Here is a 19,035-nt window from a genome sequence, read left to right on the forward strand (position 1 = left end):
GATCAACCGTATGTGAGGCTGGACAGCGGGCGGATCGCGCCGCTCCGGGCGTTCCCCCGGATGCCGCTTCCCCTGCTTCAGGCCTCCGCGGCCTCGGAGTACATCTGGGACAGCTCCGGGACGCCCTGCACGGCCCAGTCGAGGCCGGCCTCGACGACCGGGATCTCGCGGCCCGAGGCGAGCCGCACCGCCGGGCTGCCGCCGGGCCAGACATGCCAGGCGGCACCCGGCACCGTGCGCACCACGACAGTGCCGAGGTAGAGACCGGCGTCGTTGCCGAGCCAGGGCAGCGCCTCGGGGTCGTCGCGCCACAGCGGCAGGAGCTGGTCGAGCGCCACCAACGAGGCCGGAGTGTCATCCAGTTCGATGCCCACGGCCGCGGCCTGGGAGCGGAGCAGCTCGCACTCCGAGAGCAGCTCGGCGACGCCCGCGGGATCGTCCTCGAACGCGGCGGCGAGGGCCCCGTCCTGCCGCGCCGGATGCCGCTTGAGCCACTTGTCCAAGAAGGGGATGTTCATGACCGGCCTCTCCGTGGGGTGCGCGATCGCCGAAGCTCCGCTTCCCGGCATGTGAACAAAATGTAGCTTGCGGCAGTTGATCACGGAAACAGTCGTATGGTGACGCCCGACGGGCCGCCTCCCGGGCCTCACCCTCATCCTTCCCCTACCGGGCGAGGCGCACCCTCATCCCGGATGCGCGTCATCGATGGAGTTCAACCTGCCATGACGCCAAGGCTTGTTGACCTTCGCTCGCAGGGCGCGCGAGGACGTCCGTCCGACCGTACGGCACTTCGCGGAAGGGGAGTTGGCCGTACGGGAACGAGCTGCGGTCGGTGGAGCGGACCGCGCGCGCCATGACGGCCGTCCACCCGGCGCGGCCGGCCGACAGCGCCACCGCCGGCGTGCTCAGGCTCCAACGCCGGCCTCGGTGGAGGACGCGGAACCAGGACAGGTCCTAGACGTCCAGGTCCACGACGACGGGTGCGTGGTCCGAGGCGCCCTTGCCCTTGCGTTCCTCGCGGTCGACGTACGCGTCCTTGACCGCCGTCGAGAACGCCTCGTTGCCGTAGACGAGGTCGATGCGCATGCCGCGGTTCTTCGGGAAGGCGAGCTGGCGGTAGTCCCAGTACGTGTACGGGTGCTCGTACTTGAGGGGGCGCGGGACCACGTCCGTCAGACCCTCCTCGCGCAGGGCCGCCAGCGCGGCACGCTCGGCCGGAGTGACATGGGTCAGGCCCTCGAACGCGGCCACGTCGTAGACGTCGTCGTCCGTGGGTGCCACGTTGTAGTCGCCGAGCACCGCGAACGGCCGGCTGCCCGCCGCGTCGCCCGCCACCGCGGCGCGCAGGGCCTCGAACCACTGGAGCTTGTACGCGTAGTGGGCGTGCTCCACCTCGCGGCCGTTCGGCACGTACACCGACCAGACGCGGACCGGGCCGCAGGTCGCGGAGACGGCCCGGGGCTCTTCCGTACCCTCGTACCCGGGGTCGCCGGGCAGGCCCTTGACCACGTCCTCCAGGCCGACCCGGGAGATCACCGCCACGCCGTTCCACCGTCCCGTGGCGTGCACGGCCGACTCGTAGCCCAGCTCGCGCAGCGGTTCGACCGGGAACTGCTCGGCGGCGACCTTGGCCTCCTGGAGGCACAGCACGTCCGTGCCGCTGCTCTCCAGCCAGGCCAGCAGCCTCGGGAGACGGGCGGTGATCGAGTTCACGTTCCAGGTGGCGATGCGCATGCCTCACAACCTACCGGGCGGGTACGACAACGGGCCCGCCGATGACACTCCGCCCGCCCCTTCGCAGCCGGGACGGGGCGGAGCGTCACGGGTTCACGCACGGCCGGCTCAGACCTCCGCCGACGCTCCCGGCGTGAGCCGCAGGTGTTCGGAACCGCCGAGAGAGCCGATCTGGTGGTCGTAGATCGGCCGGGCGAGGTCCGTGAGCAGGGCGTCGTGGATGTCGTACGCGCGTTGCGGCTTGACCTCGCGGACGTACTCGATGACCTCGGAGATCTTGTTCCACGGGGCCATCACCGGGAGCATCAGCGTCTCGACCGGCTGGTCGGGGACCGTGAGGGCGTCGCCGGGGTGGAAGACGCGGCCGCCGTCGACGAGATAGCCGACGTTGGTGATGCGCGGGATGTCCGGGTGGATCACGGCGTGCAGTTCGCCGTGCACCTGGACGTCGAAACCGGCGGCGGTGAACGTGTCACCGTGGCCGACGGTGTGGACCCGGCCGGGGAAGGCGGCGGAGACCTGCTCCGCCACCGACCGGAGGGTCCAGATCTCCGCCGCCGGGTTGGCCTCCATGCCGGCCCGAAGGCGGTCCTCGTTGAAGTGGTCGAGGTGCTCGTGCGTGACCAGGATCGCGTCCGCTCCGACGGCCGCGTCCTCCTCCGTGAAGGTCCCCGGGTCGATGACGAGTACACGCCCGTCCTTCTCGAGTCGGATGCAGGCATGCGACTTCTTCGTGAGCTTCATGGGTCCATCCTCCCCCTTCTCGGCGCCCGGGAGGGCTGCCCAGAGGGGTGCTCCCACTACCAGGCTCAAGATCACTCCTGGGGTGTGGTCTCCTCCCGGATGACCTGCTGCGCCACCTTGAAAGCGCTGTTGGCGGCCGGAACACCGCAGTACACGGCCGTCTGGAGCAGCACCTCCTTGATCTCCACCGGGGTGAGACCGTTGCGCAGGGCGGCGCGGGTGTGGACGGCCAGCTCGTCGAGGTGGCCGCCCGCGACCAGGGCGCCGAGCGTGACACAACTGCGTGCGCGTCGGTCGAGTCCGGGCCGGTCCCAGATCTCGCCCCACGCGTAGCGGGTGATGAACTCCTGGAACTCGCCGGAGAACTCGTCCGCCGAGGCCAGCGCCCCGTCGACATGAGCGTCCCCCAGCACCTCCCGGCGCACCTTGATCCCGACCTCGAAGAGATCCGACCGTCCCGTGGTCTCGGGCCGTTCGGGGGCCGGGGCGATCTCGGCGAAGGGCGCGACCGGCGGCGGGGCGTCCTGGACGGGGAACACGGGCGCGGCCTGGATCGCCAGCCGGCCGGTGGTCGAGTCGAAGGCGGGCTGCCAGGCCCCGGAGAAGTGCCGTACGAGCAGGTCCGTGACGGCGGCGGGCTGCTCCACGGGAACCAGGTGCGAGGCACCGGGGACGACCGCGAGGCGGGCGTCCGGTATCCCGGCGACCAGGGTGCGCGCCTCCGCCGGCCCGGTGACCTGGTCGTCGGAGCCGGCCAGGACGAGGGTGGGCACACCCACCATGCCCAGTTCGTCCCGCACGTCGAAGGCGGCGAGCGCCTCGCAGGCCGCGATGTAGCAGCCGGGGTCGGTGGTGCGGACCATCTGCACGGCCCACTCGGTGATCGCGGGCTGGGCCGCGGCGAAACCGCTCGTGAACCAGCGTTCGGGCGAGGTACGGGCGATCGGGTCGAGGCCGTTCGACCGCACGATCACTCCGCGCTGGCGGAACTCGTCGGCCGTGCCGAAGCGGGGCGAGGCGGCGATCAGCGCGAGGGAGGCGACGCGCTCCGGACGCCGCAGCGCCAGCTCGATCCCGAGGGCGCCGCCGAACGCGCAGCCCGCGTACCCGAAACGCTGGATGCCGAGCCGGTCGAGCGTGGCGAGCAGCCGCCCGGCGAGTTCGGCCACCGATCCGGCCGGATACGCGGGGGCGCCGCCGTGTCCCGGCAGGTCGAAACGGAAGACCCGCCAGCTCTTCGAGAGCTCCGGGACCTGCCTGTCCCACATGTGCCAGGTGGTGCCGAGCGAGGGACCCAAGATCAGGACTGGGGCATCATCTCGCCCGTCAAGGCGGTATTGCAGGGTGTTCGTCGGCGTCTCACTCACGCCCTGCACGTTCTCACATCACACAATTTCTCACTTGATTGGGGCGGAATCCCGCGCAAGTCGTCCCACAATGTGGTGACGCCGTAGAGATCCTCCGCGGTCGGCTTCACGTCCGCGTTCATCACGCCCCGAGGTTCAGGGCGGACCAGAGCTCCCGCTCCAGGTCCGTCGGCGGGATGTGCGCGGCGAGACACTCCGGGTGACCGGACGGCGGTCGGCCGCTCGTCTCCGGCGTCGGCTCCGCCTCCTCCCCGAGGACGGACGGTCCGGGCACCGGACACCCCGACAGCAAGCAGGCGACCGCCGGCAGGCCCGGGGTCCATCGGGCGATCACATCGGCCCATCGGCGTGCGCTTCTCATCGGTCTCACCTCAGTGGGGCCGTCGGCCAGAGCGGTTCGGGCGCACGATGTTCGGCCTCCCGCAGGATGCGCAGCACCTTGCGGCCGGCCGGCGCTTCCAGGCCGGCCCCGCACCAGCCGCGGTCGCTCAGCACCTGCTCGACCAGGTCGGACACGGCGTCGGTCATGCGCTGGTCACTCCTTCGTCGAGGACGTCGAGAGCATGGCGGACGTGGGGGTGCCGGGAACGTCGGTGATCGGGTCCCGGCGGCGGGCCTGCCGGAGCGGGTCGGGGACGGGCAGGGCGGCGACGAGCCGCCGGGTGTAGTCGTCCTGTGGACTGCCCAGCACCTCGGCCGGCCCGATCTCGAAGCTCACGCCGTCGACCGCCCGGAAGCCCTTTCTCCCCAGTCGCCCCGGGAAGTCCACGACCAGCCCGGCAGCCCGTACGACCGGCCGCTCGTCCCGTGCCGTGGACGCCGGCGTACGGCCGCCCGTGCCGAAGGCGGGCACGGCGGCGAGCAGTTCGCGGGTGTACGGATGGCCGGCGCCGCGAACAACTCGCGGACCGGGGCCTGTTCCACCACCTCGCCCTCGCTCATCACCGCCACCCAGTCCGCGAGGTCGGCGCCCACGCCCATGTTGTGGGTGATGAGAAGCACGGCGGTGCCGAAGTCGGTGCGGCAGCGGTGCAGGAGTTCCAGGATCTCCGCCTGGACGGTGACGTCCAGGACCGTGGTGGGCTCGTCGGCCACGATGAGCGTCGTGGTCGGACCCCTGCAGGGGGTGCGACGGGCCGGTTCGGCAGCGGAGCGGGGAGGGCGGCAGCACGGCGTCGCGCGAGGACGTCGCGGGCGCGTACGCCGGGCAGCGGGGCCGGTTCCCGCTCCTGGGTGGCACGGGCGGCGCCCTGGCCGCGCCGGCGGCACGCGGGCACGGCCAGGCGGTTCGCGGGAAGTCCGGTCCTGCGCGCGAGAAGTCCGGTCGTAGCGGGGCCAGGCGACGGGTCCGCTCAGAACTCGCCCGGTGCGCCGAGGCCCGTCAGCGCGCCGACCGGGTCGAGGTCGGGGGTGCCGCGGGGCCACCAGTCCTCGTGATCCGGCTCGGACTCGTAGGCGTACCACAGGCCGTTGCGGCCCAGGCGGAGCTGGGCGTGGCCGCGCGGGTGGGTGAGGTGGTTGCGCCAGGGACGGAAGGCCGGGAAGTCGGCGGCCATCAGCAGCGGTCTGGCCCGGTCGAACCGGCCCGCCGGCGGGTCCCAGGGTTCTTCGAGCACGCTGAGCGCCTCGAACCCGCCCTGCCGCCAGGCCGCGACCGCACGCGCCAGATCGGCCGGGGTACGGCCGGTCGCGGAGGCGAGCGAGGAGTAGAGGGCACGCGTGCCGGCCGTGAGTCCCGATCCGGGGCGCGCCGCGGCGATACGCACCGCGTCCTGCCAGAGCGTCAGTTCCGCCACGGGATCACGGCCCGAGGTGAGCAGGGCGTGCGCGCGGGCGGCCGCGTCCGTGGCCAACTGGTCCAGCGCGAACGGGTCGGGGCCGCCCGGCGCGCCCGGGTAGGTCGGCGGCTGCTCGGGATGCGCGGGTGGCCGCAGCGGAGCGGGAAGGGGCGGCAGCACGCGTCGCGCGAGGGCGTCGCGGGCGCGTACGCCGGGCAGCGGGGCCGGTTCCCGCTCCTGGGCGGCGCGGGCCGCGCGGGCGGCGTTGCGCCGGGACAGCGCGTCGAGCAGCTCGCGCTCGCCACGGCCGCGCACCAGGAACAGGACGAACGGGTCCTGGTCCAGCAGCCGCGCGAGCTGGTAGCAGAGCGCGGCCGCGTGCTTGCAGGGGTGCCCGAAGTCGGGGCAGCTGCAGTGCGGTTCGAGTCCGCCGGGGCCGGGAAGCAGCTCGACCCCGCAGTCCGCCAGCGACTTGGGCATCTCCTTGTCGAGCAGCGCGGCGATGTGCCCGGGCCGCTCGGCGGCGGCGTCGAGAAAGCGGTCCCAGTCGTCGTCGGACAGCGTCCGCACCCTGACCTGGACGCGGTACGGGCGCGGCCGGCTCCCGTGCACATACGCGAGCACCAGACCGGGAGTGACGGTGATGGCGTCGACGTATCCCTGCCCGGCATACGTCCGCCCGCGCGCCAGCCGGGCCGCGTCCAGCGCACCCTCCTCCAACGCCGTGACCCACGCGTTGCCCCACCACGTCTCCGCGAACCCGCCGGTCGCCCGAACCCGCGCGGGGAAGGCGGGGAACGTACGGCGCAACTCGCCGTCCCGGCCCGGAGATGCCATGGACCGGGGGAGCCGCTCGACGGGGCCGGGAGTAACCGGCTCGCCGGGGGCTACCACCCGCTCGCCAGGGGTGCCGGTCGGGTCGAGGGGGCCGGTCGACGGGTGCGGCTCGGTGGCGGTCGGCGTCTCCCTCCCGGACACGGGGTGCGCGGGGTGGCCGAGTTGGTCATGGGTGCGGTCGCGAGCCGCCTCGCCGGTGTCGTCGGCCGGATGGGAGGGCTGCCCGTCGTCGTCCGTCACGTCGGGAGGCAACCGGAAGGCGGTCGCGAGCAGTTCGCGAAGTTCCCGCTCCCGGGATGCCCGTTCCGTGTTCACCGGGTGCACCGAATCACGGCGCCGCCCGGCGCCGACGGAGGGTGTCCTCGCGGATCGCCTCCTCGGGCCGACTCCCCTGCCCTCAGCCCCGGTTGCCCGCTCCCCGCTGCCGTCCGCGCTCTCGGGCCGAAGTCGCCTCGCCTCGTCCCGCGCGGCGCGCAACGCCTCGCGGGCGATGTCACCGGGGCGTGCGCCTCCCGCGGTCCCACCGGAACGGCCGGTCGTGGCGGCCTCCGCCGTCTCCGGACGCCCCGCCGGGGCCTCGGCGGGAAGCCGCCCCGGGCCGGCCTCGCTCCCGCCGCCGGATGCCGGAAGCACCACCTCACGCGCGTCGCGCACAGCACTCGCCCCCCGCACACGAGCACCGTCACCCACACCGGCACCGGCACCAGCACCAGCACCAGCGTCCGGTCCAGCGTCGGGGCGCGCGTTCGTACCCGCTCCGGCACCCGTATCCGCCTCGCCGCTCTCAACGGAACCGGCACCGACGCCGGCACCCGCAGCCGCCCGGCGCAGAGCGTCGCGGGCCGCGTCACCGGGCCTCGCTCCCGGGGTGGACCCCCTTGGAGGCGCCTCGGGCACCTCGGACCCCTCTGACACCTGGGACAGCTGGGACAGCTGGGACAGCTGGGACAGCTTCGGCGAAAGGCCGGCGCCCGCACCCGGGTGTTCGTCGGCCGCCGCCGCGGCCTCCCGGGCGGCGCGCAGCGCCCGACGGGCCTCGTCGGCGGGGCGGTCTCCGGTCACAGGGCGGGGCCGATCGGCACCGTCGGCCGGTTCGCCGGCTCCGGCCTCCGGCCCGCGTGGCTCCTCCCCCTCGGTCCCGCTCATGTCGGCCTCCGCAGGGACACGAGGTCGGAGAGCTCGCGGTCGGTCAGCTCTGTCAGGGACGCCTCGCCGGAGCCCAGGATCGCGTCGGCGAGGGCCCGCTTCGCTTCGAGCATCTCGGCGATCCGGTCCTCCACCGTGCCCTCGGTGATGAGGCGGTGGACCTGGACCGGCTGGGTCTGGCCGATGCGGTAGGCGCGGTCGGTGGCCTGCTCCTCGACCGCGGGGTTCCACCAGCGGTCGAAGTGGACGACATGGCCCGCGCGGGTGAGGTTCAGACCGGTGCCGGCTGCCTTGAGGGACAGCACCAGGACGGGGGTCGCCCCGCTCTGGAAGCGGTCCACCATGTGTTCGCGCTCGGCGACCGGTGTGCCCCCGTGCAGGAGCTCCACCGGGACCGCGCGGGCGGTGAGGTGTGCCGTGATCAGCCGGGCCATGCCCACGTACTGCGTGAAGACGAGAGCGGAGCCGTCCTCGGCGAGCAGGGTGTCCAACAGCTCGTCGAGCAGGGCCAGTTTGCCGGAGCGGGCGGAGGTCCCCCGCGCGACGGCCGCCGCGTCCTCCTTCAGGAACAGGGCCGGGTGGTTGCAGATCTGTTTGAGGGAGGTCAGGAGCTTGAGGACCAGTCCCCGGCGGGCGATGCCGTCGGTGGTCTCGATCGCCAGCATGGACTCGCGGACCACCGCCTCGTAGAGAGAGGCCTGTTCGCGGGTGAGCGGGACCGGGTGGTCCGTCTCCGTCTTGGGCGGCAGCTCGGGGACGATTCCGGGGTCGGACTTCTTGCGGCGGAGCAGGAACGGGCGGATCAGCCGGGCCAGTCGCGCCACCGCCTCCTCGTCCTCGCCGTTCTCCACGGCGCGCGCGTGCCGGGCGCGGAAGGACTTGAGGGGACCGAGCAGCCCGGGGGTCGTCCAGTCCAGCAGGGCCCACAGCTCGGAGAGGTTGTTCTCCACGGGGGTGCCGGTGAGCGCGACGCGGGCGGGGGCCGGGATCGTCCGCAGGGCCTTGGCCGTCGCCGAGTAGGGGTTCTTGACGTGCTGTGCCTCGTCGGCGACGACCATGCCCCAGCGCCGCTCGGCGAGGTGGGCGGCGGCCGACCGCATCGTGCCGTAGGTCGTCAGGACGAAGCCGCCGTCGAGACCGTCGAGGGTGCGGTCGGGGCCGTGGAACCGGCGCACCGGGACACCGGGCGCGAAACGGGTGATCTCCCGCTGCCAGTTGCCGAGGAGCGACGCGGGGCAGATCACCAGGGTCGGTTCGCTGCGGGCCCGCCGCAGGTGGAGCGCGATGAGCGTGACGGTCTTGCCGAGTCCCATGTCGTCGGCGAGGCAGCCGCCGAGACCGAGGGAGGTCATGAGGTCCAGCCAGGCGAGACCGCGGAGTTGGTAGTCCCGCAGCCGGGCGTCCAGGCCGGGCGGCGGTTCCACGGGGGTCACGCCGGCCGTGAGGCGGTCGCGCAGCGTGGCGAGGGCGCCGACCGGCACCGCCTCGACGGTCTCGCCGTCGACCTCGGCGCTTCCGGTGAGCGCGACGGAGAGGGCGTCCACGGGGTCGAGCAGGCCCAGTTCCCGCTTGCGGGCCTTGCGGACGAGCGCGGGGTCGACCAGGACCCACTGGTCGCGCAGCCGGACGACCGGCCGGTGGGCCTCGGCCAGGGCGTCCATCTCGGCCTCGCTGAGCGGATCTCCGCCGAGGGCCAACTGCCAGCGGAACTGGAGGAGTTCCTCGCTCTCGAAGAATCCGGTCCCGTCGGTCGCCGACCCGGGCGCGGGGCGCACCACCGCGGCGGCGCTGAGGTCGTGGGCCAGATCCCGGGGCCAGTGCACGGCGACACCGGCCGCGCCGAGCCGGGTGGCCACGACCCCGAGCAGATCGGACAGCTCCTCCTCGGAGAGGGCGAGCACATCGGGCACGTCCTGTTCGGACAGGCGGTCGAGGGGTGGCCAGACCCGGGCGGCACGACGGACGGCGAGGGCGGCGTCGACGCGGGCACGGGGTCCGAACACCGTGTCGGCTTCCCCCGCCCACAGGGCGGCCGCGTCGACGACGATGGTGGGGTCGGCGAGGCTGTGCACCTGGACGACGGCGGCGCCCGCGCGCCGCGCTCCCTCGCCGTCGTCGAAGAGCTGGTGGGCGGACAGGTCCAGACGCAGCGAGATGCGGACGCCCGCGTCCATGCCCGCGGCGACCTCGGCCGCCCAGTCGTGGGCGCCGGTCAGCCGCTGCGGTTCACGTGCCGCGAACGGTTTGCCGGAGGTGTAGGGCGCGGCGGGGGTGCGGGGCAGGGTGTCGGCGACCGCGTCCAGGAAGGACCGCATCAGCGCTTCCGGTTCGGGCAGCCGGATCGGTCCCTTGCCGGGCAGCGGGACGGCGTGTCCTTCGTACGGAAGGGCGGCCGCGACCGATCGCAGGTGGGCGATGTCGTCCGGGTCCAGCGGGCCCGCGCGCCACGAGTCGAACCCGTCGGGGGTGAGTCCCGGCAGCAGCCGTCCGCGGGCGACGAGGCGCAGCGCGTGCAGTGCGGCGGCGCCCCAGCAGGCGGTGGCGGGATGCGCCGCGGGGTTCTGCCGGGCCCCGGCCAGCAGGGGCAGGGCTTCGCCGACGGAGAGGGTCAGCGCGGGGACGGTGCCCCTGCGGACTCCCGAGCCGTGCGGCCGTACGACCGTCAGCTCGGTGTGCTCGCGCGCGGACGCTCCCGCGCGCGAGGTGCCCGGCGACGCGGCTTCGGGGTACTCCCCCGCGGGCGCGCTCTCCCCGTGGTCCTCGGCGGGCAGGGATTCGCCCTCCGGGTCCCAGAACGCGATCCGTCCCTCGCGGGGCAGCGGCGCGGGCAGGAAGACGGCGGCGAGCCGTACGGAGGGGGACCGGTCGGGAAGCGGCTGCGCGGACAGCTCCCGTGCCCGGGGATCCAGCGCCGACGCGGGGCGCACCCAGGCGGGCGGCGCGTCCGCGGACGGCACCCGCGCGGTCACCACATCCCCGTCCCGCATACGCCCGGTCACCTCCCGCCCCTCGGTCGAATCAGTTGTCTTCGACTCTACGGGCGGGGTCTGACAATCGGCTCCCACGTCCGCGCCGGACGGCCGTGGGCCCGGCCGGGGCCCACGGCTACGGGATCGTGCGCGAGACGACGTACACCATGGGGTGACCGGGCACGGAGCCGTTCACGAGGATGTCCTGGGTGGGCGCGGGGTCCTTCTGCTTGTGGACGAGCCCCCACTGGGGGCCGGGGCGTGTGAAGTCCCAGCCGACGACCTTCTGGTTGCGGTCGCTGATGGTGACGTGGTCCCTCTTCAGCGCGGCGCGGGTGGTGCCCACGCCCTTGAGGAACTCGTCGAGGCCCGCCTGGGTGGTGCCGAACTGGACGTACAGGCGGCTGGTCTTCCAGTTGTTGGTCTCGTAGTACGCGACGTCGGTGGACTTGAGGGGGATGGGCACCTGGTAGAGCCGGCGCTGGACGCGCGAGGGCCAGCCCGCGGTGAGGCCGGTCGCCGAGTACTTCTCCTCCTTGACCTTGCCGCTGTTGCGGCTCTGGTCGGCGGAGATCACCAGATAGCCGGCCGGCACGCCGATGAGCAGCACGATGATCAGCAGGGTCAGGGCGCGGCGGCGGAACTTGCGGCGCGGGTCCTCCGGCGGCCGCTGCGGCTCGTCCGGGGACGACGACGCCTGACGGGGGAGCGAGGCGGTCACCGCGACTCCCGCTGCGTCGTGCGACGGGACTCGGTGTAGCGCTCGTACCGCTCGGAGCGCTCCACGCGGCGCCGCTTGGCGCGCCGGAAACGGCGGGCGACCAGGCGCGCCAGGTCGGCGGCGCCGACCATGCCGGCCTCGGGGCCGAGCTGGGCGCGCGCGATCCGCGCCTCGGGACGGTAGCCGCGGCCCGTGAGGTGGCGGCGGAAGGCGTCGCGGGCGGGGCCGATCAGCAGGTCGTCGGCCGCGCTGACGCCGCCGCCGATGACGAAGCAGGAGGGGTCCAGGGCGGCGGCCAGGTTGGCGATGCCGACGCCGAGCCACTGACCGATGTCCTGGAGGAGTTCGACGCACATGGCGTCGCCGTCGCGGGCCAGCTCGGTGATCATCGGGCCGGTGATGTCGCCGATGTTGCCCTTGACATGCTCGATGAGCCCGTACGCCACCGGGGAGTCGGCCGCGGCGAGTTCGCGGGCCTCGCGGACCAGCGCGTTGCCGGAGCTGTACTGCTCCCAGCAGCCGCGGTTGCCGCACGGACAGCGGTGGCCGCCGGGCACGACCTGCATATGACCGAACTCGCCCGCGACACCGAACTTGCCCCGCTTGACCTGGCCGTCCTCGAGGATCGCGCCGCCGATGCCGGTGCCGAGCGTGATCATCACGAGGTGGTCCTCGCCGCGCCCGGCGCCGAAGCGCCACTCGGCCCAGGCGGCGGCGTTGGCGTCGTTGTCGACCAGGACGGGCACCGCGAGCCGACCGGCGAGACGGTCGCGCAGCGGCTCGTTGCGCCAGGACAGGTGGGGGGCGAACAGGATGCGGCTGCGCTCGGCGTCGACCCAGCCGGCCGCGCCGATGCCGACGGCGTGCACGTCGTGCCGGTCGGAGAGGTCCAGCACCAGTTCGACGATGGTGTCCTCGACGACCTTGGGGCTCTTGGACTTGTCCGGCGTCTCGGCGCGGACCTTCTCCAGGATGTTGCCGTCGGCGTCCACGACGCCCGCCATCACCTTCGTGCCACCGATGTCGATGCCGACGGTGGGCACGCGGGGTGCCGTCAGATGGGAACGGCGCTCGCGTGTCCCCACGGTCCGCAGGACGGTGGCCCGCGCGGAGCCGATGGGGGTGCCCCCTGCTCGAGCGGAGCCGAGAGCTCGGGGCAGCGCGAGGTCGCGGTAGGTGCTCATCGCGCCGATTCTGCCCTACCCCGCACCGGGGCCGCACCGTGAAAGCGTCGGGACGCGTGTGACCCGTGGGCCGTCTGTGGCCGGTCCCGCCCGGCCGGAGGAGCCGTACGGGTCGCGGCCCCGCACCCCTCACCGGGCACGGTTCTTCCGCTCGTGCCACAGGTCGTCCGGCGCGCTTCCGCCCGTCGTCCGGCGGGTCGGCCCGTCCGCGGTGATCCCGTCCGGGTGCGGCCGCCCGGCACGGAGCCGCGCCGCGGCAGGACGGAACGATCACCCGCCAGGCAGGCGTGATGCGGATCGCGGGTGATGAACACAACACCCGGTCCGGCGTCGGTCACGGCCGGACGGGACGCGGGCGGATCAGGGCTCTACCAGGAGCCGGCGGGTCGCGGCCGAACGGAACGCGCGCGGTTCACGGCCGTACCGGAGCCGGACTCGGCGGTTCACGGCCGTACGAGGAGCTGGAACTCGAAGGAGTAGCGCGAGGCGCGGTAGATGTGGGTGCCGAACTCGACGGCGCGGCCGGTGTCGTCGAAGGTCGTGCGCTGCATGGTGAGCACGGGAGCCCCGGCCGGTTCGCCCAGCCGCTCGCCCTCCTCCGCGCTGGCGGCGCGGGCACCGACGGACTGGCGGGCACTGTGGAGGGTGATCCCGGCGCCGCGCATCAGCCGGTACAGCCCGGTGGCCTCCATCCGGTCGCTGTCCAGTTCCAGGAGCCCGGGGGGCAGGAAGTTGCAGAGGTACGCCATCGGCTCGCCGTGCGCGAGACGCAGCCGCTCGACCCGGTGGACCTCGCTGTCCTCGGCCACCGCTAGGGCGGCCGCGACCTCGGTGGACGCCGGCTCGACGGTGTTGACGACCACCTGGGTCGCGGGGCGCTGGCCCGCCGATTCCAGGTCGTCGTAGAGGCTGCTGAGCTCCAGGGGGCGCTTGACCTGGCTGTGCACGACCTGGGTGCCGACGCCTCGGCGCCGTACGAGCAGGCCCTTGTCGACGAGGGACTGGATGGCCTGGCGGACCGTGGGGCGGGACAGGCCGAGCCGCGCGGCGAGCTCGATCTCGTTGCCGAGCAGGCTTCCCGGGGTCAGCGCTCCGTGCTCGATGGCGGCCTCGAGTTGCTGCGACAGCTGGAAGTAGAGCGGGACCGGGCTGGTGCGGTCGACGCTGAGCTGGAGCGACACGGTCGGGTCCACATCTGGTTTGGCCACGGATCGAGCGTAGCTCCGGGAGATGTTGACGGGAAGTTGTGAAGTTCGATTGTCCGGACAAACCATTGACAGCATGATGGGTCGGCCATCAGTTTGTTCCCATGCGCATCGGACTCATCGGAGCGGGTCGTATCGGTACATTTCATGCGACCACTCTCAGCCGTCACCGTGAGGTCGGCGGCTCTCTCATCGTCACGGACGCGGACCCCGTCCGGGCCCAGCGGCTGGCGGACCGGCTGGGCGCGACGGCGGCGCCCGGCGTGAACGAGATCTTCACCTGGGGCGTGGACGCGGTGGTGATCACCGCCGCCACTTCGGCACACGCCGAACTGATCGGTCGGGCAGCACGCTCGGGGCTCCCGGTCTTCTGCGAGAAGCCCATAGCCGTCGACCTGGCGGGCACCCTCGCCGCGCTCGCCGAGGTCGATGCCGCCGGCACGGTTCTGCAGATGGGTTTCCAGCGCCGCTTCGACGTGGGCTACACGGCCGCCCGCGAGGCGGTGCGCTCGGGCCGGCTCGGCCGGCTGCACACGGTACGCGCGATGACCTCGGACCAGGCGCCGCCCCCGCCCGGCTACCTCCCGCTCTCCGGAGGTCTCTACCGCGACTGTCTGATCCACGACTTCGACATGCTGCGCTGGGTCAGCGGCCGCGAGGTCGTCCAGGTGTACGCGACCGGCTCCGACGCCGGGCCCGCGATGTTCCGCGAGGCGGGCGACATCGACACCGGCGCGGCCGTCCTCACCTTCGACGACGGCATGCTCGCGACCGCGACGGCCACCCGGGTGAACGGCGCGGGCTACGACGTCCGCATGGAGCTCTCCGGCGAGCTGGACCAGATCGCCGTCGGACTGGACGACCGTACGCCGATCGCCTCGACCGAACCGGCCGGACCGCCGCCCGCGGACAAGCCGTGGACGGGCTTCCTGGAGCGCTTCGGCCCCGCGTACGAGGCGGAGCTCGCCGCCTTCGTCGAGGTGGTCCGCGGCGAGCGCGCCAATCCCTGCGACGGCCGTGAGGCGCTGGAGGCGCTGCGCATCGCCGAGGCCTGCGAGCTGTCCCGGCGCGAGCGTCGCCCGGTCTCACCGGCGGAGATCCCGGGTGGCCGGTACTGAGACGGGCGCACCCGTCCGGCCGCCATGGAGACAGGGCGCACCCGACGCCCGGCCGTCACCGGGGTCGGGCGCACCCGGCGCCCAGGAACCGGTCCCCGGCCGCGCCGTCCGTCATCCGAGGAGCCGGACGGCCGGGGTCTCCGTGTCGACGCCGAGCAGCCGGTCGCAGTGCTTGCACGTCAGGCGGCACGGCCGGACCGCGTTGCTCTGGATGCTGTCGGTGCCCGACTCGTTCGCCTCCGGGCAGTGATAGGCGAGGTGCAGCCGCACCCAGGGGTGGCTGGTGGGCGCGGCGGCCTTCCGGCCGTCCCGGGTGTCGGTGAACGGCGCCCACCAGAAGTCGACGAGAGCACGGACGGCCAGCCGCTCCCGGCCGCTCGTCGTGTCGAATCCCGCGATCCTGCCGGCGGTGTGGTGGCGCTCGAATCCGCTGCGGCTTCCGGAGCACAGGGCCTGCTCGGCCCCGCGCTCGAACACCGTCGTGCGCCCGGTCCGCTCGCAGATGAAGCAGTCGAGGCTGAACTCCAGCCGGGAGCGCCAGTAGAGCCGGTGGGAGTCCTCAATTCCTGTCAGCTCCGCGGTCATCTCCGCCGTACGCAGCACGGTCGACGCTCCTCACCCGGCACAGGGCCGCTCACCAGCGCACCGGCATACGGCGCACGCCTCTCATCAGCATGCCGGGCAGCCAGCCGCTCGGCGGTCCGTCGAGCGCCAGGTCCGGGCACCGCTCCAGCAGGGAGCGAAGGGCCACTTGGGCTTCGAGCCGGGCCAGCGGCGCGCCCAGACAGTAGTGGATGCCGTGCCCGAAGGCGAGATGCCCACGGGTCTCGCGCCGGATGTCGAAGCGGTCGGGCGCCGGATAGCGCACCCCGTCACGGTCGGCCGCGGCGAGGCCGATCATCACCTCGTCCCCGGACGCGATCGCCGTGCCACCGATGTCGAGGGGCTCCGCCGCATAGCGGAAGGTCGCGTTCTCCACCGGCCCCTCGTAACGCAGGGTCTCCTCGATGGCGCCGTCGAGGAGCGTCATGTCGGCGCGCACCGCGGCGAGCTGGTCGGGGTGGCCGAGCAGCGCACGGACCGCGCCGGAGATGAGGTTGACCGTCGTCTCGTGTCCGGCGACCAGGAGCACGAAGGCCATGCCGCGCAACTCCTGCGGCGAGAGCCGGTCGCCGTCCTCCGCGGTGGTGCGGATGAGACCGCTGAGCAGGTCGCCCGTGGGCCCCGCGCAACGCTTGTCCTCGATCAACTCGCGCAGATAGGCTGCAAGTTCAACGAACGCTTGGTACTCGCTCTCGGCGCTGGTGGGGGCGACCGTCTCCGTGGTCATCGCGCGGAAGGCGGCCCGGTCGGGCTCGGGCACCCCGAGCAGCTCGCAGATGACGGTCAGCGGGAGCGGATAGGCGAACGACTCGACGAGGTCGGCGCGTCCGCGCGGCAGCATGGCGTCGAGCAGCTCGTCGGTGATCTCCTGGATCCGCGGGCGCAGCGCCGCGACCCGCCGGCCGGTGAACTCGCCCGCGATCAGCGTCCGAAGCCGGGTGTGCTGCGGCGGGTCGGCGACCAGCAGATGCTTGCCGATCATCCCTTCGCCGTAGAACGCGATGCCGAGCTTGTCCGCGTCCTTGGCCAGCCGCGGGTCGGCGAGCGCGGCCCGCGCCTCCTCGTGACCGACGACGAGCCAGGTCTCGTGGGAAGCGTCCGGCGGGGGTAACCGCACCCGGTGCACGGGGCCGAGCGCGCGCAACTCGGCGTAGACCGGATGCGGGTTCTCGTTGAACAGCGCTCCGTATTTCCCCAGATCGATCACGACTTCCCCTCCCGTTACCCATCGAACGCGCGAGGGTCCCGGTCAGTGCCCGTCCTCCTCCAGCATTCCGGCGTCGTACGTCAACAACGCGATCTGCACGCGGTTGTTGAGGCCGAGTCTGGCGAGGATGCGGGAGACGTGGGTCTTGACCATGGCAACACTCATGAACAGTTCGACGGCGATCTCCGCGTTCGAACGGCCCCGGCCGACCGCGACGGCCACCTCGCGCTCACGCTCGTTCAGCACGGCCATCCGCGAACGCGCGCCTGACCTTCGGATGTCGAGGGCCGAAGCAGCCGCGTGCTCCATCAACTGGCGGGTGACGGTGGGAGAGAGCACCGGGTCGCCGGCCGCGACCCGGCGTACCGCCGCCAGGATCTCCGCCGGCGGTGTGTCCTTGAGGACGAACCCGGCTGCGCCCGCCCGCAGCGCGCGCAGCACCTGCTCATCGGCGTGAAAGGTGGTCAGGACCACGACCTGGGGCGCTTCCTCACGTCCGCGCAGCCGCTCGGTGGCGGTCAGCCCGTCGACACCCGGCATCCGGATGTCCATCAGGACGACGTCGGGCCGGACACGGTCGACGAGTTCCTCCACCTCGCTGCCGTCGGCGGCCTCACCGACGATCTCCACATCCTCGGCGCCGCCCATCATGAGCGCCAGCCCGGCCCTCACCAGCGGATCGTCATCGACGAGCAGCAGCCGGATCGCAGTCATGACCCCCACCTAACCAGTACCAGTTCCCCGTGCGGTTCATCCGCCCTGACCAGTTCTCCGGCAGTTCATCGCCCCCGCCGCCCTTGCCTTGACCTTCTCCTTGCCCTTGCCCTTGCCCTTGCCCTTGGCCTTGGCCAAGATCACGGCTTCGCGCGGCCGGGAGACCCGCATCGCCCATGAGGCTCCGCCCCGGACCCCGCTCGTCGTACGCCTCAGGGGGTGAATACCGCGCGCGGAGGGGGCATTCGCACCGTCACCGGCCCCACGGCAGCCAGGCCCGGACCCGAAAGCCCCCGCTCCCCACAACTCCGTGCTCAAGCCGTCCTCCCGCCAGCGTCGCCCGTTCCGTCAGCCCGATCAGCCCCTGTCCGGACCCCGGAACCTTCGGCACCGGACCGGGCGGCGCGGGGTTGGCGACGGTCACGGTCAGACCGTCTCCGGCGGCGCCCCGAACCGTCACCGTGACCTCCGCACCCGGCGCGTGCTTACGGGCGTTGGTCAGTCCCTCCTGGGCGATGCGATACGCGGTACGGCCCACGGACGCGGGTACGGCGGCCGGGTCGGCGACACCGTTGTCGAGGACGACCTGCGCACCGGCCGAGCGGGACTCGGCGACCAGCCCGTCCAGCGCCGCGAGCGTCGGCTGCGGCCGCCCCGCGTCGTCGGAGTCCCCGGCCCGCAGCACCCCGATGATCTCGCGCAGATCCTGCAGGGCCTCGTGCGCACTCTCCCGGATGACCCCCGCGGCCCGGGCGACCTCCTCCCGGGGGGCGTCCGGCCGGAACTCCAGCGCTCCCGCGTGCACGCTCAGCAGGGTGAGCCGGTGCGCGAGCACGTCGTGCATCTCGCGCGCGATCGCCTCGCGGGCGAGCCGCTGCGCCTGCTCGGCCCGCAGTCCCGCCTCGGTCTCGGCCCGCCGCGCACGGTCGCGCAGACTCAGCATGAGCTGGCGCTTGGACCGTACGAACATGCCCCAGCCGACCACCGCGGAGGTGAGCAGCGCGGTGACGGCGAGGGCGGCGAGGTAAGGCAGGTCGGGATCGGGCCGCAGCCAGAAGAAGGCCGGGAGCAGTGCGAGCTGGACGCCGGCGACACAGGCCACGTACCGGAAGGGCCGGTGCACGGCGAGGGTGAAGAGGGCGACCAGGCCCGCGCCGCCCGCCGTGTTCGAGACCAGCCCGACCGGGATCATGGCGACGGCGAACCCCAGCGGCCACCGCCGGCGCAGCCAGACCGCCGCACAGGCGAGCGCGCCGATCAACTGGTCGGCGACGGCGAGGCCGTGCGGGATGTTCGGGTCGTCGGTCACGGTGTTCGCGGCCAGGACACCGATGGCGACGGCCAGCAGGAAGCAGCCGAAGTCGACGACCCAGTCGCGCAGGGTGCGGCGCGGCCGTCCGGAGTGCCCCGCGCGCTCGGCGTCGGAGTCGAGCTCCGCGGCCACCGCCGACGGCAGCAGCCAGCGTCGGCCGGTCAGGGGCGGCGCGGGAACGTCACGCGGCACAGGCGCCGGATTGTCACCACTCACGGTCGACAAATCTACGCAGCCGAACCCGCCTGCACCTCCTCGTGAGCACCTTCACCGACCAAAGTCGGCACACTTCAGACTTTCGTCCACCGAGGGCGCGACGCCGGCGATCCGGCCGGACATGCCTCGCCCCGCGGCCGGTGTTCCTTGGGGGGTCCGCGGGGCGAGGGTCGTCCCATG

Annotated in this window: 18 protein-coding genes; 1 reads left to right on the forward strand and 17 read right to left on the reverse strand. The window is 73.1% G+C overall.

The genetic code is table 11. The features are described from left to right. Positions 1 to 77 precede the first annotated feature (77 nt). From ACIQRL_RS13770 to ACIQRL_RS13830, 13 genes are all read right to left on the reverse strand, one after another. Positions 78 to 518 carry a DUF6278 family protein gene (locus tag ACIQRL_RS13770; RefSeq protein WP_401331143.1) on the reverse strand — a complete coding sequence of 147 codons (441 nt, stop codon included), beginning with the start codon at positions 516 to 518 and terminating at the stop codon, positions 78 to 80. Positions 519 to 954: 436 nt separating this feature from the next. After that, positions 955 to 1,734 (reverse strand): exodeoxyribonuclease III, encoded by a 780-nt coding sequence (locus ACIQRL_RS13775; RefSeq protein WP_401331145.1) that lies wholly within the window; start codon positions 1,732 to 1,734, stop codon positions 955 to 957. A gap of 108 nt (positions 1,735 to 1,842) precedes the next feature. After that, positions 1,843 to 2,478 (reverse strand): MBL fold metallo-hydrolase, encoded by a 636-nt coding sequence (locus ACIQRL_RS13780; RefSeq protein ID WP_401331147.1) that lies wholly within the window; start codon positions 2,476 to 2,478, stop codon positions 1,843 to 1,845. Positions 2,479 to 2,549: 71 nt separating this feature from the next. Continuing rightward, positions 2,550 to 3,845 carry a 4-carboxymuconolactone decarboxylase gene (gene pcaC / locus ACIQRL_RS13785; protein WP_401331149.1) on the reverse strand — a complete coding sequence of 432 codons (1,296 nt, stop codon included), beginning with the start codon at positions 3,843 to 3,845 and terminating at the stop codon, positions 2,550 to 2,552. A 121-nt stretch (positions 3,846 to 3,966) separates the two neighbouring features. Next, positions 3,967 to 4,206: a DUF6059 family protein gene (locus tag ACIQRL_RS13790; RefSeq protein WP_401331151.1), complete on the reverse strand. Its 240-nt coding sequence runs from the start codon at positions 4,204 to 4,206 to the stop codon at positions 3,967 to 3,969. 5 nt (positions 4,207 to 4,211) lie between these two features. After that, entirely contained in the window at positions 4,212 to 4,373 is a 162-nt protein-coding gene (locus tag ACIQRL_RS13795; protein ID WP_401331153.1) for a hypothetical protein, read from the reverse strand. 7 nt (positions 4,374 to 4,380) lie between these two features. After that, complete coding sequence (locus ACIQRL_RS13800) at positions 4,381 to 4,563, reverse strand: hypothetical protein (RefSeq protein ID WP_401331155.1); 183 nt, start codon at positions 4,561 to 4,563, stop codon at positions 4,381 to 4,383. After that, positions 4,560 to 4,940, reverse strand: coding sequence for a hypothetical protein (locus ACIQRL_RS13805; RefSeq protein WP_401331157.1), 381 nt, complete (start codon positions 4,938 to 4,940; stop codon positions 4,560 to 4,562). The genes ACIQRL_RS13800 and ACIQRL_RS13805 overlap by 4 nt, the downstream gene beginning before the upstream one ends. Positions 4,941 to 5,197: 257 nt before the next feature. Further along, complete coding sequence (locus ACIQRL_RS13810) at positions 5,198 to 6,775, reverse strand: SWIM zinc finger family protein (protein ID WP_401331159.1); 1,578 nt, start codon at positions 6,773 to 6,775, stop codon at positions 5,198 to 5,200. 827 nt (positions 6,776 to 7,602) lie between these two features. After that, positions 7,603 to 10,593: an SNF2-related protein gene (locus tag ACIQRL_RS13815; protein WP_401331161.1), complete on the reverse strand. Its 2,991-nt coding sequence runs from the start codon at positions 10,591 to 10,593 to the stop codon at positions 7,603 to 7,605. Between the two features lie 118 nt (positions 10,594 to 10,711). Beyond that, the gene (locus ACIQRL_RS13820; protein WP_401331163.1) at positions 10,712 to 11,296 is read right to left on the reverse strand and encodes a sugar kinase; all 585 of its coding nucleotides are present in this window, start codon (positions 11,294 to 11,296) and stop codon (positions 10,712 to 10,714) included. Then, positions 11,293 to 12,480 carry an ROK family glucokinase gene (locus tag ACIQRL_RS13825; RefSeq protein ID WP_401331165.1) on the reverse strand — a complete coding sequence of 396 codons (1,188 nt, stop codon included), beginning with the start codon at positions 12,478 to 12,480 and terminating at the stop codon, positions 11,293 to 11,295. Before ACIQRL_RS13825 ends, ACIQRL_RS13820 begins: the two co-directional genes overlap by 4 nt. Before the next feature lie 443 nt (positions 12,481 to 12,923). Then, positions 12,924 to 13,661: a GntR family transcriptional regulator gene (locus ACIQRL_RS13830; RefSeq protein WP_401331739.1), complete on the reverse strand. Its 738-nt coding sequence runs from the start codon at positions 13,659 to 13,661 to the stop codon at positions 12,924 to 12,926. A 128-nt stretch (positions 13,662 to 13,789) separates the two neighbouring features. On the opposite strand from ACIQRL_RS13830, the gene ACIQRL_RS13835 reads away from it, so the two are divergent. Continuing rightward, a complete protein-coding gene (locus tag ACIQRL_RS13835; protein WP_401331167.1) occupies positions 13,790 to 14,803 on the forward strand; it encodes a Gfo/Idh/MocA family oxidoreductase in 1,014 nt (337 codons plus the stop codon). 111 nt (positions 14,804 to 14,914) lie between these two features. Here ACIQRL_RS13835 and ACIQRL_RS13840 read toward each other — a convergent pair whose 3' ends face one another. From ACIQRL_RS13840 to ACIQRL_RS13855, 4 genes are all read right to left on the reverse strand, one after another. Further along, positions 14,915 to 15,406, reverse strand: a complete 492-nt coding sequence (locus ACIQRL_RS13840) for a hypothetical protein (RefSeq protein ID WP_401331169.1) — start codon at positions 15,404 to 15,406, stop codon at positions 14,915 to 14,917. A gap of 31 nt (positions 15,407 to 15,437) precedes the next feature. Beyond that, entirely contained in the window at positions 15,438 to 16,613 is a 1,176-nt protein-coding gene (locus ACIQRL_RS13845) for a cytochrome P450 (protein ID WP_401331171.1), read from the reverse strand. Between the two features lie 42 nt (positions 16,614 to 16,655). Continuing rightward, on the reverse strand, positions 16,656 to 17,327 hold the full coding sequence (locus tag ACIQRL_RS13850) for a response regulator (RefSeq protein WP_401331173.1): 672 nt from the start codon (positions 17,325 to 17,327) through the stop codon (positions 16,656 to 16,658). Positions 17,328 to 17,580: 253 nt separating this feature from the next. After that, positions 17,581 to 18,855 carry a sensor histidine kinase gene (locus ACIQRL_RS13855; protein WP_401331175.1) on the reverse strand — a complete coding sequence of 425 codons (1,275 nt, stop codon included), beginning with the start codon at positions 18,853 to 18,855 and terminating at the stop codon, positions 17,581 to 17,583. Positions 18,856 to 19,035 lie beyond the last annotated feature (180 nt).

It is taken from the genome of Streptomyces sp. NPDC091209 (assembly GCF_044757755.1).
Lineage (GTDB): Bacteria > Actinomycetota > Actinomycetes > Streptomycetales > Streptomycetaceae > Streptomyces.

What these genes read in the sequence shown, in the direction of transcription:
- ACIQRL_RS13770 (WP_401331143.1), bottom strand. Translation starts at nt 518, where the DNA reads ATGAACATCCCCTTCTTGGACAAGTGGCTCAAGCGGCATCCGGCGCGG.
- ACIQRL_RS13775 (WP_401331145.1), bottom strand. Translation starts at nt 1,734, where the DNA reads ATGCGCATCGCCACCTGGAACGTGAACTCGATCACCGCCCGTCTCCCG.
- ACIQRL_RS13780 (WP_401331147.1), bottom strand. Translation starts at nt 2,478, where the DNA reads ATGAAGCTCACGAAGAAGTCGCATGCCTGCATCCGACTCGAGAAGGAC.
- ACIQRL_RS13790 (WP_401331151.1), bottom strand. Translation starts at nt 4,206, where the DNA reads ATGAGAAGCGCACGCCGATGGGCCGATGTGATCGCCCGATGGACCCCG.
- ACIQRL_RS13795 (WP_401331153.1), bottom strand. Translation starts at nt 4,373, where the DNA reads ATGACCGACGCCGTGTCCGACCTGGTCGAGCAGGTGCTGAGCGACCGC.
- ACIQRL_RS13815 (WP_401331161.1), bottom strand. Translation starts at nt 10,593, where the DNA reads ATGCGGGACGGGGATGTGGTGACCGCGCGGGTGCCGTCCGCGGACGCG.
- ACIQRL_RS13825 (WP_401331165.1), bottom strand. Translation starts at nt 12,480, where the DNA reads ATGAGCACCTACCGCGACCTCGCGCTGCCCCGAGCTCTCGGCTCCGCT.
- ACIQRL_RS13835 (WP_401331167.1), top strand. Translation starts at nt 13,790, where the DNA reads ATGCGCATCGGACTCATCGGAGCGGGTCGTATCGGTACATTTCATGCG.
- ACIQRL_RS13850 (WP_401331173.1), bottom strand. Translation starts at nt 17,327, where the DNA reads ATGACTGCGATCCGGCTGCTGCTCGTCGATGACGATCCGCTGGTGAGG.